Here is a 15391-nt window from a genome sequence, read left to right as displayed (position 1 = left end):
ACCGTTCAAACTTAAACGGTCTCCCCTTGTACTTCACTCACGAAGGCATGTGTATTCTCTTCTGTGTCTTTAAAAAAGGTCATCCAGGTTTCCGTTTGCCCCATTTTGGCTACGAGATGTGGCTCGTCGATAAACGTAACGTCTCTTTTTTTCAAATCTTCAAAAGCAGTTTGAATGTCATCCACTTGAAAGTAAAGGACGGAGCTGGCATGTGCAAATTGCTCTTTTTCCGGTAAGCTCAGCATGAGACGAAGTCCGTTACATTCAAAGAACGCCATATTGTCTGTCTGAAACAAAAGAGGGAGCCCGAGCTGCTCTTTGTAAAAATGGACGGCTTTTTCCATGTTTTTGACAGGGATGCCGATTTGCCCTACTTTTTGAATCAGGTTCGTTTTCATGATAAAATCCCCCTTTTGTTCGCGTCTCCTCATCAGCATAAACGAATTCATTGATTAATTCTTATCCAAAATCACTTTTTTTCTGAATGACAGAGGAGAAATGCCGACATGCTGTTTAAACATTTTGCTAAAGGAAACGGAGTTATGGAATCCAAGCTCAAAGGCGATGTCTGTCATACTGAAGTCCAGTTTAGCTAACAGTAGCTTGGCTCGTTGTATTCGGTATTCCGAAATATGCTGGTGGGGCGTTTTTCCATACACTTGGGCGTACGCTCGCAATAAATGGTTGGGGGACAGACAAGCAATCTTTGCGATCTCATCGAGCCTAATTGGTTGATCATAAAAAGCTCGTATATAATCATGGGCGGTACTGACTCTTCGATAGAGTTCTTCGCGCGTCGATTGTCGAAGCGCGTGCAACGCGTCTATTTCTTTTCTTACATCGAGGTGTCCGAGCAATATGGTCCGCATAATTTGGTGAAATTGTTCTTCATAACCGATGGATTCCCGATCAAGGAAGGTGAGACCATCTTTCAGAGTCGTTAACTGGGAAGCGAGTGTATGGCTCGTAGCATAGGTTTTTTCAAAGAAACCAATAGAAGCTGTGTCTTTATAAGGATCGCTAAGTAGTCTATCCGTCGATTCCTTGAGCGATTGGAAAATATTCTCTGCAAAACCATGCTTGAAGAAAATACAAAACGATTCAACTTCCTCGGAATCATCAATCGAAATGGTGTAATCCCCTTCGTTCAGCAGCAGATAACGATTTTCTTCCACAGCAAAAAAGCCTTTGCTCGTCTTGTAATGTGCCCTTCCTTTCCGGAATGTCTTGATAGAGAGTTGCCCCTCCCCTTCCCAGTAAAATTGCTTGCTTTTTGCATGCAGAACATAGTTGGTTGAGGCTTTGCCGGTCATTTCAAGATATCCTGCAACGTCTTATCGATATGGGCAAAGCGAAACTGGTACCCTTCACGCTCAAGCCTTTCTGGAATGACCCAGCGACTTTTCAAGACCAGCTCTGTTTCTGTTCCGATCATGACCGCTCCCATTTCCAGCATCCATTTGGGAGAAGGTAGTCCGAAGCTTCGATTCATGACGTTCCGAAAATGCTGCATGAACTCACGGTTTGTGACGGGATGTGGAGAAGAGCAATTAAATACGCCGCTTAAATCTCCCCGTTCTTTCAAAAAGAGAATAATTTGATACACATCTTCAACATGGATCCAGCTAAAACGCTGATTGCCCGATCCTTGGACACCGCCAAGACCAAAGCGAACCAGATTCTTGTAAGGCTCGATCACACCGCCGTTTTCCCCCAGCACGATTGCCATGCGCAAGGCAACTTGTCTCGTATGAGGCAAATCAAAGGAAAAGAAGGCAGACTCCCACTCCTTGGCGACATCAACGGAAAAGCCTGTTCCAAGCTCCCCGCTTCCTTCTGTCATGGGGCGATCCTCCGCATGCCTATAGATGGTGGCTGTGCTCGAGTTGATCCAAAGCGGTGGCGGGTTTTTGCAAGCCAAAACAGCATTGCCGAGTATGTGAGTGGTCTCTGTTCGAGATTTCAGGATTTCCTCCTTGTTCTTGTCATGGTAACGGCAATTGACGGATTTGCCCGCCAGATTGATGAGCAGCTCGGAATCTTCCAAAGCTTCCACGATCTTTGCATGATTGTCCCACGTTATATGAGGGAAAGTTCTTGCGATGATCATGACTTCGTAGCCAAGTTGATTGAATTTGTCTGCCAGATACTTGCCGATAAAGCCAGTGCCGCCGGCCAGGATGACTTTCTTTTTCATAAGATCAACTCGCTTCCTTCTGTATGCGTATTTCTTACAATAATTGTAACATAATGCGAAGTGGCGGCAGCATGTATCCGTCATTCTAGCGATTTTTTTGATAGACCATACAAAATACAGGTACATCATCGATTTTGGTTTGTTCTCGTAACGTAAATCCTAGTTTGCGATACAAACCGACATTCTCTTCCTTTTCCGTATCCAGCGCGATTCCCTGCGATTCGTGGTCATCCTCTATGGTTTGAAACAGGTGTTGCATCAGGGTTTTGCCGACTCCCTTGCCTTGAGCCTCCGGTTTTACACCAATCATAATGAGGTAGTGATGCTTCCATGGAGGAGCGGCAGAACGTGTGATGCGCATATAAGAATTAAGGAGCATCAGCGTTTTTCCAGACAGTTGAAATACTAAAGGAATTAGCATACCGATTAACAGCAAGCCCCCTTTTATATTCGGAAGCTTGCTGGTTTGTGGCTTCTCGACGACGTATGTGCCGAGTAAGCTGTCTTCGTCAAAAATACCCCATACTTCCTCATAAAATAGAAAGCTCTTATCAAACAGAAAAGACAGAAAAGCTGTCACGCTGTTTCTTGCTGTATGGTCGAGCTCTGAATCCCCAAATACGTGAAGAAAGAGTGGATCACGCGAAAATGCCCTGCTCATGAGTGAGACGAATGCGGGTTTATCCGACTTTGTGAGTTTGGATATGCGGTAGGAAGTCTTCATTTTTCTGTACCTGTGTCGTCGATTACTTTCCCATAATGATTGACAGCAAAGCTAAACAACACTTTTACCATAAAGAATAAGCAGATGATCAACAGAAACGGATGCATACCCGGGAGCAATGGTATCCAGCCAAGGCCAACAGACAGGAGAATGCCTGCGACAAACAGCTGTGAACGATGCCCAATAAGAGCATTCACAACAAAAGCCCCTACAATCGTATAAGCCCATACCCCTATGGAATACGCGAGGTTTTGCTGTAAGAGAAATGCACCCAGGATGATATGGACGTGAATCGCGATGAAGACGATGCGATTTTTTTTACGTGCTGCATAAAAATTGCTAGTTGAGATCGTAAAATTCGCTAGGCAGCCAGAAAATATATCGAATACAAGCAACAATGCCAATGTACTGCGCCAAATGGGCAAGCTCTCCGTGAGTTCAGGGAATCGCAAATAGAGAGCAGTTGTGAGCACTCCACCGAACAGCAAGATAACTGCGATCGAGCCAATGCTCTGCTTTTCACCGAAGACGTCATGCAAAAAAGCAGGAATCCGTAATTGTTTCATGATAAATACACTCCCGTCTCTCGAAGAAATTTGTAGTAAATATACTCATTTACTACAAAATAATTATAACTATCGAGGTCCGTCCATTTCAATAATTTTGTAGTGTATTCGTTGAATTACTCTAAAACCTGAGCTACACTACAGAAAGAGGTGGAGAAGATGAACGGATTCGAACGACGAAAACAGAACAAAATCGATCAGATATACAGCGCCGCCTTTCCATTGTTCTCCAAGCATGGCTTTCAAAAAGTCAGCGTAAATGAAATTGCGCAGAACGCGAAGGTTTCTCCGGCGACCATTTATAACTACTTTGGGACAAAAGAACAGCTCTACGCGGACATGCTAATGAACTGGATGGACAAGCAGTTGGAGCAGTATGAGAGGATTCTCGATTCGGGGAGTTCTTTTCCTGAAAAGACAAAGGACATCATGCTGATGGAAGCCAAGAATTTGCATACCCTCACGGACGAGTTTCAGAACGCCCCCTTTTCTGAACTAAGTCGTTTGCTGCAACGAATCGAAAGCGAATACGAGCAAAAAACCAGGCGCTTTTTTACGAAGTTCGTCGCGCTTGGGAAGCAGGAAGGTTATATTCAGCGTGATCTGACAGAAGAAATGATGATGATGTACTTCACGATGTACAAAAATGAGCTGGGACGGCATTGGGAAGCATCGAATCGTGAGCGAGTCACGTTGAGTATGGAACAATGGGTGGATATGTTTTTCTTTGGTTTGGTTGGACAGAAGCAGAAGTAGCACGAAAGTAAAAAAGCTCTTCACCCAAAATGGGGAGAGCTTTTCTTTATTAGCTAAAATTTGAAAAGTCTGTATGCCAGTTAGATTTCGATAGGCTGCCGTGTTTGGAAACAAAGGAGCGTGAAAAATTCCAATCATTTTGGCGCAGGTGATCCAGCGATGTTTGCGCAGTCATAAATTGATAGCCGGCGATATATCCCGTGATAAACTCGCTCCAGCTGTTATAGGCTTGTTGCGCTTGTCTCACAGCCTGTAGCTTAAACTGCCGAGCTTCCTCTTTTCTGATATAGCCGCCATTTTCCCATCTCGTACCACTCAAGTACGAGGCCCAGGCAAAATCATAGGCGGCAATTCCTTCAGCAGGGAGTCTTTTCAGATAGTAATGAACGACCTTTGCCTTGCCGAGGCGATGCTGATCTGGTTCCAGAGAGTCGATATATTCTGCTCGTCCTGATTCTGATAATGCTGATAAGAAATGGTGAAGCCGGGCAAATTCTTTCCGCTCGCCTTCTTTAAGCATCCACGATACTCTCTCTTTCTGACTCGCTGCGTCTCTTATTCCCCGTTTGCTAAAGTTATCTTTTGTTTCGATGAAGAGCGTATCTGCCCCGATCATAATAGCTGAATGCATACTGTGGGTAAAGAAGTGAAATTGTTTTTCCTTTTTACGCTTGAATGTGAACATGTATGAAAAGTTCACTCCTTGTTAATAGAATCGAGTGATGATATACAGCTTGTACAGTGAACCAAAGAAGAAACGACACAAGACCAAAAGAATCAGTCCATAGAAATAAATCGCTAACGGCGGGCTCGGGCTCGGGACCGTCGGGATCGTTAAATACTTTACCTCGATCATTTGATTCTGATTGAGCTTGTTGAAATCGAACAAAGGAGTCAGTTCCAAATGCTGTAACATGTTCTTTGTGTCCACCAGTACCTTAGGCGGTATATCTATTATCTGGCCCATTTCAAATTCTAAGATTCCGGTTTTTTCAATCTCGATCGTACTATACTTCGTAATGACGAGGATGGGTGTATCGCCCAAGTAGCCGATTTTTACGTAGCCTGAAGGAGTAATTTTTCTTATGTCTCCGGTTTCATTAAGCGTCAAATAATTTTCGTATGTCGTGTAGCTATTTCCGTCTTTATCTGTTTTCGTATATTGATAGATGTTCAGATTACGGAGATTCGTTAACTTGGCCTGAACGAATTGGTTGGGTCCAATCTGTTTCAAAGCCTCTGGCGATGATAATTTGACCAGTCCATTCTGATGAAGCTCTACATTAGAAATGGGAGTGGACTTCGTATGATCTACATATACGTTGTATAGAAGAGATTGAAAAAGCATGATGAGAGCAAGGGCAACCGTAGCTACGGCTACTTGAAAATGAATGGCCGGCTTTATTTGTTTATTCAAGCCTTTCCGTTCTCCCAGCTCCGAAGTCAATTGCTGCAAGGCATGCTTTCGATCTTTGGCTGGTAGCTTCTTGACTTGTTTCAGCATGTTTCCACGAATCTGGGTGAGCAAAATGAGTGCCTCGTAATCGTGTGGACTGGCTGCGAGCAGCTTTTCAAATGTGACTTTTGCCTGAGCCGCCTTACCCAGCTTCAGCTCACACTTTCCGAGCAGGCTCAGTGCTTCCGGATGGTTTGGGAGTTGAGACAAGATGTACTCGCATTCCTTCTGAGCTTCGGTGACATGTTGTTTGTGGTACCATATGTAGGCTCGAGCCAGGTAGCTGTCGATATCGTCTGGCTGAATGCTGATGATACGGGAATAAGCGTCAAGTGCACCATCCGGGTCACCGATGCGTTGGCAATACTCTCCCTGAAGGCGAAGCAATTCGGGGTCATCGGCAAATAAGGCAATAGCCGCGTTAAGTGAGTTGCTTGCTTGCTCCAGTTGATTTTCTTTCAAGGCTTGATAAGCTGCATCGCGGTAAGACAAAAATTTATCACGATCGAGATGGGTCGCCGCAAGCAAAGTATCAAAACGCAATCCTGGCTCGTCTAGCTGCTTCAGATAGTATTGGCAAAATTTTTTCGAGTGCTTGTCCATATAAAAAGGCTTTTGAATAAGCTCCCGCCATTGAAAGCCATCCTCTAGTATTAACCAGACGCTTTTGGGCAAATGGTGGTGCTCGTGCAGAAAGTGAAACAGGCGATCACTGACGATTCTGCTCTGATGTATATTCCACACTAAGTCAGAACGGAGCAGTTTTGTCCAATTTTCCGGATTGATTCTGGAAGGGAAATCGTCGTACAAAGCTTTTACTTGCTCCATAAAAGTGTCTATCTGTTCAACCGGATTATTGCGATCCAGTGTGGCGTCAATATGTTGAAAGGACAACCGACGTTGAACAGTGAGAACGGGGGTATCCTCTTCCGTTTGTACAGGAGCTTCTGTATCGGCTGTGAATGTCACTTCTGCTTTTGGTATTTTCTCACGCTGCTTCGCCATTTTGATGGCCCGATCGTATGTTTCTCTCAGTTGCTGATAGCCCTCCGGATCATCTTCCGGGTGATGCATCTTCAGCTTTTTCGCATAGGCTTTCTTAATCGTCGAAATATCTTCGGTAGGATCAATGTCCAGTATCCTCCAAATATTCACAAGTCGTCACGCCACCTTTTTCATGTGATTCATCTGTTGTTTCATGATTATAATCCACTAAGGATAATTTTAACTATCATGGAAAAATAAAAAAGACGCAGACCTTCTTTCCTTGTGAGAAGAAGATCCGTGTCTTTTCATTGTTAAGGTAGTTGGACGGCAGGTTACTTAGCTTTTGCAAGGGCAATCACGTTTCGGCCCAAATGTCTTTGCATGGAGTTTCTTTAATTTAAGATAAATTTGATTCGATTAAAAATCGTACTCCGCATCTTTTTGCTCCCGAATCCGTGCATAGGCATCGACGAGTAGTACCGTATCCTCGACGAGACGCTCCAGACGAAAATGAATATCATCATTGATGATTTCTTTGCGGTTGAAGTCCTTCTCTTCGATAAAGACATAAGTGGGTACGATATGTGCCTTCATATAAGAGAGGATCGGCTTCAACTGTTGTTCCGCCATGAGATAATGCTTGGATGTTCCTGCCGTGACCAATACGCTGACCACTTTATCCCTGAAAGCGTTGACGGGCAACAGGTCAAAAATGTTCTTCAATGTGGCTGGGATAGATGCTTGGAATGTAGGTGTTCCAATGATAAGCGCATCGGCCCCCATGATGGTTTCGGTCACGAACTTGGTGTCGCCTTCGTAATCCGTGTAATTCCGACCGTCGCTGAAGACGAGATTGTACTCGGCTAGGTCAAGCAGCGTAATTTCTGCATCCGGGTATTTTTCCCGTGCTTTTTTGAGTGTCCAATCCATGGCTGTTCATGTTTTCGAGCCTACGTTAGAGCCTGCAATTCCGACGATTTTCATAGGTGTCACTCCTTTTTTTGTTCTTATTTTGCTGTATGCTTTTTAATTTCTGGCAAGATTTTCGTTGCGATCAGCTCAATATTTTTGGCAATCTTATCAAACGGAACGCCGCCAAAATCGATTTGCGCCATGAAGCGCTGTTGCCCATACATTTCGTATTGGTAGAGCATTTTTTCGACGATGACATCTGGGCTACCAATCATTAACGCATCTCGATAATCGACAGCTTGCGCAAACTGTTGCTTCGGATATCCACTACCACGCAAAGCGATAAAACCACCGTTTAGATGCGGATAGTACTCGCGAAGCGTATCAGAAGTTTTGTCAGCTGTATAAAACAAGCTTGTTGTCGCTACTGGCAAGGTAGCTGGGTCAAAGCCATTTTGCTTCGCAGCCTCCCGATAGGCATCGACGGAGCCTTTAAAGTTGATGGCAGGACCTCCGAGTGTTGTCAGCATCATGGGTACTCCTGCTTGACCGGCTTTGATCGCACTCGCAGGTGGTCCCCCTACTGCTCGCCAGATAGGCAGGCGTCCGTCTAATGGCTGCGGCAGGATCGTAGCATTTTGTAGCGGTGCACGGAATTGCCCTTCCCACGTAATGCGTTCCTCGTTATTCAGCTTCAAAAGCAAATCCATTTTCTCTTCAAACAATTCTTCATAGTCGCGTACATCGTAGCCGAGGAGGCTATAAGCCCCTACACGGGAACCGCGTCCCGCAACAATTTCAGCCCGACCATTGGAGATCAAATCCAACGTAGCAAAGTCTTCATACACGCGGACTGGGTCGGATGTGCTCAATACCGTAGCAGAGCTGGCAATTTTAATGTTTTTCGTAGCTTGTGCGATCGCGCCCAGAATGACGGTATGCGCTTGCGTCGTAAAATACGTCTGGTGGCTTTCGCCAACAGCGAATACATCAATACCTGCTTCATCTGCCAGCTTACTTGCCTCGATTAATTCCTTGATACGTTGTTCAGCAGAAATCTTTGAGCCTGTGTGGGGGTTCGGGGTATGGTCGCCAATTGAATACAAGCCGAATTCCAGTCCCTTTTTGGTGTCGATACGATATTGTTCCATGTTCATTCACTCCTTTTAGTCTATAGGTGTCAATTTTTCTTCAATCTCTGCACGACGGCCTTCGAGGAATGGAGGTAAATCCAACGCTTTCCCGAGCTCCTCGACGGTTGAATCTGCTGTGAAGCCAGGACCGTCTGTTGCGATTTCGAATAAAATTCCATTTGATTCACGGAAATACAAGCTTTTGAAGTAGAATCGATCGATCACTCCTGTTGAACGGAAGCCGCGTTTTCGAACGGCGTCATCCCAGTATTGCAGCTCCTCATCGTTGTTCACGCGGATCGCCAAGTGATGGACACTCCCTCGTCCTGGTTTTTCAGGTGTACCCTCTTCCTGCTTGATGACAATTTCTCCGAAGGATTTCCCTGGGATGGATTGATAAATGGCTTCTTGTTCTGAGCGTGATACTTCGGTATAACCGAATGTGTCTGTTAACAGACTGGCTATTTTGTCCAAGGAGCGGACGGTAATCTCAACCGTGCCGATTCCCAAAATGCGATGCTTTTCTTCGACCACGGATTCGTCCCATGGAGCCCAACTCGATGGAACTCCTTCGCCGTTGTTATTGATCAGGATCATTCGCAGGCCTTCTGGGTCTTCGAAATGCAAGGCATCGCGGCCAGCGTACTTGGTAATCTCGCCATGGTGAACATTCAGTTGTTCAAAGCGCTTTTTCCAAAAGGTCAGGCTCTCCAGTGACGGAACGAGCAGTCCGATTCGAGTGATGGCGTTCGTGCCGCGTACGGTTTTTCCTACCATCGGCATTTCAAAAAATGACAACTCGGTTCCGGCACTGCCTGTCAAATCTCCGTAAAACAGGTGATACATAGACGGATCGTCTTGGTTGACGGTTTTTTTCACTCTGCGCAGTCCCAATACGTTTTGATAAAACTGATTATTCGATGGAGCGTGTTTGGTTAACATAGATACATGGTGATGGCCTGGAATGGTGTACATGGTAGCCCTCCTTATTTAACTTGACTAATCAAGTGATGGTGTAAAAAAAATTACACAGGTGGTAATTCCTTTTTTTGGCTATTCTTATGAACGCGTGTCATGAGGGTGTATAGCGTTTTTTGCTCTTCTTCGCTGAGTACTTCGTCAAAGAAAGACGATTGGAAAGCCAGTTGTTCAGGAAAGGCTTGTTCCAGTACTGCTTCCCCTTTTTCGGTAAGGCTGATCGTTTTTGTTTTCCAATCCTGCTTGCGTACAATGTAGCCTTCTTTTTCAAGACGTACGAGCATTCGAGAAATACCACCTTGGGTAACGGTTACCCTCTCAGCTAACTCCGATTGGGTAAGAGGCTGATAGACGCTAATTTGCATCAGGACATCGAATTGAGCTGTTGTTAAATCGAATCTATTTAGGAACTCATTTGACAGCTGGTTGCTTTGGGTGGTAAACCGCATCAAGCGTAACCAGATTAATGAACCTATCGTGTTATTACGCATGTTAGTTTGCCTCCCTTCGCTGAGCTTAATATCACTTTACTACTCAACTGATAAAAGGGCAAGCGTTTTTTAATCTCCTTCCACACCCATTTATTCATCCAAGTATGATGTTGTGTCGATTATTTGGTATTTTTATAAAAGAACACTATGAGATATATACAATTACTCGGAATGGAACTTTGCCCAAGTGGGGTACGGATTAAAAGGTAATGCACACTATTTATGAAATAACAGGGGATCATTTATGGAGAAAAAATCAGGAGTATACTTTGGCAAAGAAATTGCCTTAAACAACTTGAGAGATATCCTATTTCACTATCATACTGAAGAAAATGCAGATTATGAGCTTACCATTGATTGTAAAGAGTTCGATCCAAGAATTGAAATAGATGCTGAAATAATTGGGTCTTATGTAAGAAAAGAAGACATAGAAGAATTGAATTTAAAATTAAAAGGTCTACCAGGGAACTTCCGTTGGTGCACATACAAACACTGGCATACGACTGCAGTAATCAATGAAGTAAAATATGAAGCATATGGAAAGGAAACGCTAGATGGTGAACGGTTGCTTCTATTAGAAGATTATACGGGAGAGTTGAATGATCTCAGATTAAAAATATGCAATCTCCCTCAGCATTTACAGTGGGTGACATTGAGGAAAAATATTGATGGAACATACCCAAATATGCAAGAAAACTTTAGATCTTGGATAAACGAGATGTTAAAACTTTAAACTGTTTGTAAGAATGTGCCGCTCCATTATTAGGAGCGGCATTATTTTTATCTATTGTTTTTTTTCAACCGTCTTCTTCATCGTTTCAATTAATGCTTTCAAGAGGGGCAAATTTCGGTTCTTCATATGATATGCCAAGTACAAATCATTAAAAACAGTACAGGACGGATACATGATCTTTATTTTGTTTCTGGACAAATGGTCATCCAACATGAACGTGGGCAACAGGCTGATGCCAGCGCCATGCTCGATAGCCTTCAGCACACTGTGCAAATCCGGTACGACGTGTGTCGGATGCGTTTGTGGACGCTTCTGAAAATGCTCACGCCAAAAGCGGCGGATGATCGGCAAATCCAAATCATAGCTGATCCACGGCTGGGAGCATAGCCACGATTCAAAAGACTCCTTGTCGTCAAACGTTGGTTCACTGTAATCGGGAGGTGCCACCAAAGCAAATTCCTCTTGCATGTACGGAATATATTCGACGCCTGGCGCGGAAAGCTTTTGCGACATGACGATGAGATCTACTTTTTCCTCCAGTAATAATTCGAGTACCTTGGAAGCGACTCCGAGATAGGCGATGACGCGCATTTGGTAGCTTCCAATATGCGGAGCTAATTTTTCACGGAAAAACTCATGTGCTGACCCGATTCGAATCACGGGTAAAGACGTGGCCGCGTTCGTCTTGAGGGTCTGAGTGGTTTCTTCCAAAGCTTCGATGAGCGGAACCACCTGTGTATAGAGCGCTTTGCCTCTCTCGGTAGGAATCATTTTTCGGGGAGCTCGTGTAAATAACGGCTCACCCACCTCTGCTTCCAGGGAGGCCAAATGCTGGCTCATGGCTGGTTGGGTCATCATTCTCGTCCTGGCAGCTTCCGATACGGAGCTATGCTTATAAATGCTGATAAAGCTTCGGTACCATTCAAAGTCCACCATGTTGGCTATCCTTTCTTAACTGAGACGTTTCTGGTGCTGTGCTCCCCATATCGTAAACAAAATTCCGATGACCGTCACGAGCGAAGCGACCCAAGGAACAGCAGTAAGACCGCCTGCAAAGTTAAAATCGATAACAACGCCCCCGATATAGGCACCAAGTGCATTTCCCAGGTTGAAGGCCGCGATGTTCAGGGTCGAGGCGAGCGTAGGTGCTTCCTTGGCTGTGTTGAGCATGTGGAGCTGCAAGCCAGGAACGGTACCAAATGCGGCAATCCCCAAAATGAATACGGTAATCAAGGTGAGAAGCTTATTTTGATCGGTAAAGCTGAACACAGCGAGAATGAGCGCCAGTGCGACAAGTATCCCGAGCAGGGAAGGAAACAGCTTGCGGTCTGCCAATTTTCCACCGTAAATATTCCCGATTGTAATCCCTACGCCGAACAAGACGAGGATGTACGAAACAGAGCTGGGTGAGAAGCCCGTGATGTCCACCAGGATTGGCGAAATGTACGTAAACGCGGTAAATACGCCACCAAATCCGAATACAGTCATCAAAAGCGCGATATGAACCGCTGGGCGTTTGAGCACGCCGAGCTCTTGTCGCAGACTGGACGCTGCGTTGGCGACCTTCGGAACGAGCATGACAATTCCGATCAATGCAATGATCCCAATAATCGTGATTGCCCAGAAAGTAGAGCGCCACCCGTACGCTTGCCCCAGAAACGTTCCAATCGGTACACCCAAAATATTGGCCAGTGTCAGTCCGGTAAACATAATCGCGATGGCACCCGCGCGTTTTTCCTTGGGAACCAGCTCAGCGGCAATGACCGAACCCACACCGAAGAACGATCCGTGGGTAAGAGCAGCCAGGATGCGAGCCAGCATCAGAACCATATAGTTCGGTGCGAGGGCGGCTAGTGCATTTCCCGCGATAAATAGAATCATAAGAAACAGCAGAAGTGCTTTGCGCGGCATTCTGTGGGTAGCCATCGTAATGATGGGAGCGCCGATAGCGACACCCAATGCATAGCCGGTAATAAGGAATCCAGCCATCGGGATGGAAACGTTCAGACTGGTGGCTACCTCGGAAAGCAGCCCCATAATGATGAACTCTGTCATCCCGATCGCAAATGCTCCGAGTGTCAGAGCGTACAAAGCCAGAGTCGATCCTTTGCGAGAGGCCTGTGCCTGTTCAAAGTGACGGGCCATATTTTCTGTTGCCATGGTAGTGAGTAGCCCTCCTTTAGTTTCAAGAAAATGAACAAGATGAATAGGAAGGAGGCTGATATTTTCGTCTATCAGCCTCACGTGTATTATTCACCTAATTTGCTTAGTACTGCTTCTGTAACGGCGAGCGTAGATTGCGGATTTTGTCCGGTAGGACCCCAAGCCCGTCGCTGCTTCTTCTCTGTCTGTGAAAGCATTCACGCGCTTGCCTGCGACCAGCGGCTGACCATTTGACAAGGTCGCACCACGAGCCCGGCAGGACCGTGGCAAACAGCGGCTACGATTTTTCCTGCTTCATAAAAATCTCGCAGTAATTGTTGCAGCCTTTTGTTATCTGGCAGGTCAAACATCGTACCATGACCACCAGGAAGGAAAATGGCCTCGAAGCCGTCTGATGTTACATCATCCAGCTTTTTGGTGTTTTCCAGATGCTTGGCGGCTTCCAAGATTTCTTGCGCTGTTTGGTCGTCCACGCTACCAGGGTCAACCGGACCAACTCCGCCCAATAGACTTGCTACGGTGATTTCATAGCCTTTGTTTTCGAAGGCCAGATAAGCCTCCGCAAACACGGACAGCCAGATTCCTGTCTTTTTGCCTTCCTGCATGTCTGTATGATTAGTGACTACCATCAAGATTTGTTTTGCCATCTATATGGGATACAGTCGAGCCAGATAAAGGTCCAAAATGCCTCGTCCATTGAGTCCAGTGTTCAACATTACAGAGGATGTCAAGAATATTTCTTTCTTGTAATCGTTGAGTAATCGTAGATTCCAGCGCTTTTAGAGTTGGAGAACCTTCCTTTTTCGATATACGTTTGAGGGTAGGTTCCCCTTTTTCATTAATGATTACTTGACCATTATCCGGATAATCAGCTACGTAGGAAAGAAGGCTTAAAAATTGATCCTCCATTAACTTCCTGTGATTTTCTTCCATTCTCTAATGATACCATCATAATCTCGTCCTAATCGGGCGATAAGCTGTCATATGACAGTAAAAACGCATCATGGTGACATAATGGCATCTTGGCAGTATGACAATTACTTTGCAATACTCGGGGAGACAAATCGCTTCGCAACGAATGAATAATACGATTCTTTAATCAAAAGGAGAAACGAAATGAACAAAATTTCTATGCTCACTGTATCGACAATGATTACCGCGACTCTATTACTGTCATTACAAGGAACTGGTTTTGCAAAGCAGGCGGATCCCCTCGTTACTACTTACAGTCAAGCTTCGCAGACCAAAGCCAAGCAACTTATCGATGAAGCTGCTAACCATCAAAATATACCGGGCATAATTGTAGCTTCCTCAAACAAAGGATCAAAATGGGCATATGCTTCCGGTGAAGCAAGCATTTACGGTACTGACCCGGTTAAGACGAACTTTACTTTCCGGATCGGTAGTCTAACAAAGACGTTTACTGCAATGGTCGTTCTTCAGCTTGTTGATGAACAAAAACTGAACCTGGATGACACGATAGAAAAATGGCTGCCTGATGTTGTTAAGGGTACTGAATATGAAGGGGATCATATCACGATTCGGCAACTATTAAACCAAACAAGCGGTATTCCTGACTATTCAGACCACAAGGATTTTCTCGATAAATTTCTCCCAAACCCGTTACATTCCTTTACTGCTGACGAATTAGTTCGTACTGGACTGAACATGAAGGCAATCTCTAAGCCTGGAGAGAAATGGGTTTATTCCAATACGAATACGGTACTGGCAGGGATGATTATTAAGAAGGCTACTGGAGAAACATACGGGGAACATATTAGGAAACGTTTCATAGCTCCCCTTAACCTAACGAGCACGTATGTACCCGACGACTACTCGTTTATTCCAGGTGAACATGCACGAGGATACTTCGTACTCGACGGTCAATTCATAGACAGAACCGAAATGAATCCCTCTTGGGCAGATGCTGCGGGATCTATGATCTCCACAGCGGATGATATGAATACATTCTTCAGTGCTATACTTAGTGGCAAGCTATTAAAACCAGCTACTTTAGATCAGATGTTAACTGGGGTTGAAACTCCAGCAGGTGAATACGGCTTGGGGATCGTTGGAACAAAGCTGACGAATGGTATTACGATTTGGGGGCATGGCGGCAACGTTCCAGGATTCGCAACGTTCACAGGTGGAACTCGCGGCGGGGATTATGTACAAACCCTTAATATCAATGCGATGCCTTCTGAAATTAATACGTTGACTCTTTCCAAAAGCATTGCCGAGCAACTCATTGGCTCTTCATCACATTAAGAACACCAGCAAGCTGGCACTGGAAAT

Annotated in this window: 17 protein-coding genes and 1 pseudogene; 3 read left to right on the top strand and 15 right to left on the bottom strand. The window is 45.0% G+C overall.

Going from position 1 to position 15391, the window contains the following annotated elements; genetic code table 11:
- Nucleotides 1-11: 11 nt before the first annotated feature.
- From C7R92_RS21040 to C7R92_RS21020, 5 genes are all read right to left on the bottom strand, one after another.
- On the bottom strand, nt 12-398 hold the full coding sequence (locus C7R92_RS21040) for a VOC family protein (protein ID WP_017246772.1): 387 nt from the start codon (nt 396-398) through the stop codon (nt 12-14).
- A gap of 54 nt (nt 399-452) precedes the next feature.
- A complete protein-coding gene (locus C7R92_RS21035; RefSeq protein WP_106835542.1) occupies nt 453-1313 on the bottom strand; it encodes a helix-turn-helix domain-containing protein in 861 nt (286 codons plus the stop codon).
- Nucleotides 1310-2197, bottom strand: coding sequence for a TIGR01777 family oxidoreductase (locus tag C7R92_RS21030; protein WP_069850089.1), 888 nt, complete (start codon nt 2195-2197; stop codon nt 1310-1312). The genes C7R92_RS21035 and C7R92_RS21030 overlap by 4 nt, the downstream gene beginning before the upstream one ends.
- A gap of 85 nt (nt 2198-2282) precedes the next feature.
- Nucleotides 2283-2921: a GNAT family N-acetyltransferase gene (locus C7R92_RS21025; RefSeq protein WP_106835541.1), complete on the bottom strand. Its 639-nt coding sequence runs from the start codon at nt 2919-2921 to the stop codon at nt 2283-2285.
- On the bottom strand, nt 2918-3487 hold the full coding sequence (locus tag C7R92_RS21020; protein WP_106835540.1) for a hypothetical protein: 570 nt from the start codon (nt 3485-3487) through the stop codon (nt 2918-2920). Before C7R92_RS21020 ends, C7R92_RS21025 begins: the two co-directional genes overlap by 4 nt.
- Before the next feature lie 159 nt (nt 3488-3646).
- Between C7R92_RS21020 and C7R92_RS21015 the strand changes: the two genes are divergently transcribed.
- Entirely contained in the window at nt 3647-4243 is a 597-nt protein-coding gene (locus C7R92_RS21015; RefSeq protein ID WP_106835539.1) for a TetR/AcrR family transcriptional regulator, read from the top strand.
- Between the two features lie 49 nt (nt 4244-4292).
- Here the strand turns inward: C7R92_RS21015 and C7R92_RS21010 are convergent, their stop codons facing one another.
- The 6 genes from C7R92_RS21010 to C7R92_RS20985 all read right to left on the bottom strand — a co-directional run bounded on the left by C7R92_RS21010 (nt 4293) and on the right by C7R92_RS20985 (nt 10200).
- Nucleotides 4293-4928 carry a DUF1266 domain-containing protein gene (locus C7R92_RS21010; protein WP_106835538.1) on the bottom strand — a complete coding sequence of 212 codons (636 nt, stop codon included), beginning with the start codon at nt 4926-4928 and terminating at the stop codon, nt 4293-4295.
- A 21-nt stretch (nt 4929-4949) separates the two neighbouring features.
- Entirely contained in the window at nt 4950-6854 is a 1905-nt protein-coding gene (locus C7R92_RS21005; RefSeq protein ID WP_106835537.1) for a J domain-containing protein, read from the bottom strand.
- Between the two features lie 249 nt (nt 6855-7103).
- Nucleotides 7104-7616 carry an NADPH-dependent FMN reductase gene (locus C7R92_RS21000; protein ID WP_244195787.1) on the bottom strand — a complete coding sequence of 171 codons (513 nt, stop codon included), beginning with the start codon at nt 7614-7616 and terminating at the stop codon, nt 7104-7106.
- Nucleotides 7617-7693: 77 nt separating this feature from the next.
- Nucleotides 7694-8749 carry an LLM class flavin-dependent oxidoreductase gene (locus C7R92_RS20995; RefSeq protein ID WP_017246763.1) on the bottom strand — a complete coding sequence of 352 codons (1056 nt, stop codon included), beginning with the start codon at nt 8747-8749 and terminating at the stop codon, nt 7694-7696.
- Nucleotides 8750-8764: 15 nt separating this feature from the next.
- Nucleotides 8765-9706, bottom strand: a complete 942-nt coding sequence (locus C7R92_RS20990; protein ID WP_106835536.1) for a ring-cleaving dioxygenase — start codon at nt 9704-9706, stop codon at nt 8765-8767.
- A 50-nt stretch (nt 9707-9756) separates the two neighbouring features.
- The gene (locus C7R92_RS20985) at nt 9757-10200 is read right to left on the bottom strand and encodes a MarR family winged helix-turn-helix transcriptional regulator (protein WP_017246761.1); all 444 of its coding nucleotides are present in this window, start codon (nt 10198-10200) and stop codon (nt 9757-9759) included.
- Between the two features lie 244 nt (nt 10201-10444).
- Here C7R92_RS20985 and C7R92_RS20980 point away from each other — a divergent pair, with 244 nt between their 5' ends.
- Entirely contained in the window at nt 10445-10933 is a 489-nt protein-coding gene (locus tag C7R92_RS20980) for a hypothetical protein (RefSeq protein WP_017246760.1), read from the top strand.
- A 51-nt stretch (nt 10934-10984) separates the two neighbouring features.
- On the opposite strand, the gene C7R92_RS20975 is transcribed toward C7R92_RS20980, so the two are convergent.
- The 4 genes and pseudogenes from C7R92_RS20975 to C7R92_RS32925 all read right to left on the bottom strand — a co-directional run.
- Nucleotides 10985-11869, bottom strand: coding sequence for a LysR family transcriptional regulator (locus C7R92_RS20975; RefSeq protein WP_106835535.1), 885 nt, complete (start codon nt 11867-11869; stop codon nt 10985-10987).
- Nucleotides 11870-11884: 15 nt separating this feature from the next.
- Nucleotides 11885-13093 carry an MFS transporter gene (locus C7R92_RS20970; protein ID WP_106835534.1) on the bottom strand — a complete coding sequence of 403 codons (1209 nt, stop codon included), beginning with the start codon at nt 13091-13093 and terminating at the stop codon, nt 11885-11887.
- Nucleotides 13094-13293: 200 nt separating this feature from the next.
- Nucleotides 13294-13725: a type 1 glutamine amidotransferase domain-containing protein gene (locus C7R92_RS20965; protein ID WP_412678988.1), complete on the bottom strand. Its 432-nt coding sequence runs from the start codon at nt 13723-13725 to the stop codon at nt 13294-13296.
- Nucleotides 13726-13759: 34 nt separating this feature from the next.
- Nucleotides 13760-13966, bottom strand: a pseudogene (locus C7R92_RS32925) (hypothetical protein); the annotation flags it as partial.
- A gap of 246 nt (nt 13967-14212) precedes the next feature.
- Between C7R92_RS32925 and C7R92_RS20955 the strand changes: the two are divergent.
- On the top strand, nt 14213-15364 hold the full coding sequence (locus tag C7R92_RS20955; protein WP_106835533.1) for a serine hydrolase domain-containing protein: 1152 nt from the start codon (nt 14213-14215) through the stop codon (nt 15362-15364).
- The last annotated feature ends 27 nt before the right edge of the window (nt 15365-15391 follow it).

This window comes from Brevibacillus porteri (assembly GCF_003013475.1).
Taxonomy (GTDB): domain Bacteria; phylum Bacillota; class Bacilli; order Brevibacillales; family Brevibacillaceae; genus Brevibacillus; species Brevibacillus porteri.
Note: the sequence above shows the minus strand (reverse complement) of the source record. Positions and strands in the feature narration are given on the sequence as shown.

Coding starts and splice junctions, on each gene's coding strand:
- C7R92_RS21040 (WP_017246772.1), bottom strand. CDS start 398: ATGAAAACGAACCTGATTCAAAAAGTAGGGCAAATCGGCATCCCTGTC.
- C7R92_RS21035 (WP_106835542.1), bottom strand. CDS start 1,313: ATGACCGGCAAAGCCTCAACCAACTATGTTCTGCATGCAAAAAGCAAG.
- C7R92_RS21030 (WP_069850089.1), bottom strand. CDS start 2,197: ATGAAAAAGAAAGTCATCCTGGCCGGCGGCACTGGCTTTATCGGCAAG.
- C7R92_RS21025 (WP_106835541.1), bottom strand. CDS start 2,921: ATGAAGACTTCCTACCGCATATCCAAACTCACAAAGTCGGATAAACCC.
- C7R92_RS21020 (WP_106835540.1), bottom strand. CDS start 3,487: ATGAAACAATTACGGATTCCTGCTTTTTTGCATGACGTCTTCGGTGAA.
- C7R92_RS21015 (WP_106835539.1), top strand. CDS start 3,647: ATGAACGGATTCGAACGACGAAAACAGAACAAAATCGATCAGATATAC.
- C7R92_RS21010 (WP_106835538.1), bottom strand. CDS start 4,928: ATGTTCACATTCAAGCGTAAAAAGGAAAAACAATTTCACTTCTTTACC.
- C7R92_RS21000 (WP_244195787.1), bottom strand. CDS start 7,616: ATGGATTGGACACTCAAAAAAGCACGGGAAAAATACCCGGATGCAGAA.
- C7R92_RS20995 (WP_017246763.1), bottom strand. CDS start 8,749: ATGGAACAATATCGTATCGACACCAAAAAGGGACTGGAATTCGGCTTG.
- C7R92_RS20990 (WP_106835536.1), bottom strand. CDS start 9,706: ATGTACACCATTCCAGGCCATCACCATGTATCTATGTTAACCAAACAC.
- C7R92_RS20985 (WP_017246761.1), bottom strand. CDS start 10,200: ATGCGTAATAACACGATAGGTTCATTAATCTGGTTACGCTTGATGCGG.
- C7R92_RS20980 (WP_017246760.1), top strand. CDS start 10,445: ATGGAGAAAAAATCAGGAGTATACTTTGGCAAAGAAATTGCCTTAAAC.
- C7R92_RS20975 (WP_106835535.1), bottom strand. CDS start 11,869: ATGGTGGACTTTGAATGGTACCGAAGCTTTATCAGCATTTATAAGCAT.
- C7R92_RS20970 (WP_106835534.1), bottom strand. CDS start 13,093: ATGGCAACAGAAAATATGGCCCGTCACTTTGAACAGGCACAGGCCTCT.
- C7R92_RS20965 (WP_412678988.1), bottom strand. CDS start 13,725: ATGGTAGTCACTAATCATACAGACATGCAGGAAGGCAAAAAGACAGGA.
- C7R92_RS20955 (WP_106835533.1), top strand. CDS start 14,213: ATGAACAAAATTTCTATGCTCACTGTATCGACAATGATTACCGCGACT.